At 58.9% G+C, this 450-nt stretch carries 1 protein-coding gene; it reads left to right on the top strand.

Features of this window, described 5'->3' with window-relative positions:
* A partial coding sequence (locus ACTHUT_RS22000; protein WP_440419946.1) for a TonB-dependent receptor domain-containing protein occupies positions 1–450 on the top strand: 450 nt, incomplete at both ends.

Raw genomic sequence — 450 nt, 5'->3', positions numbered from 1 at the left:
CAATCGTACCGCTTGGATCCGGCATCAATTCGGCGAAGCCGACCGCTGGCGCATGCCGCAGGAACAGCGCGCGCATTCCTGGGCGCCCATGCTGCCGGTCAGCTACGATCTTGCCGACAACCACCGCCCCTTCGCCCGCTATGCCCGCATGAGCCGCTTCCACAGCCTTTACGAACTGACCGCCGCCACCGGCAGCGGCGGTCTGTACGGCAGCGAGAACGTGGCCGAATACAGCCTGAAGCCGGAAAAAAGCACCAACTGGGAAGTCGGCTACAACTTCAATTTCGCCCCGCATTTCGACAAGCTGCGCCAAGGCGATATCCGCCTCACCTACTACAGCAACAAAATCAAAAACCAAATCGAAAACTCGAATATGGACGGCGGCATGATCCAATACGAAAAGGCAATCAGCAAGGGGCTAGAACTGAAAAGCCGCCTCGACAGCGGCCG

Source organism: Neisseria sp. P0022.S010, from assembly GCF_051956635.1.
Note: the sequence above shows the minus strand (reverse complement) of the source record. Positions and strands in the feature narration are given on the sequence as shown.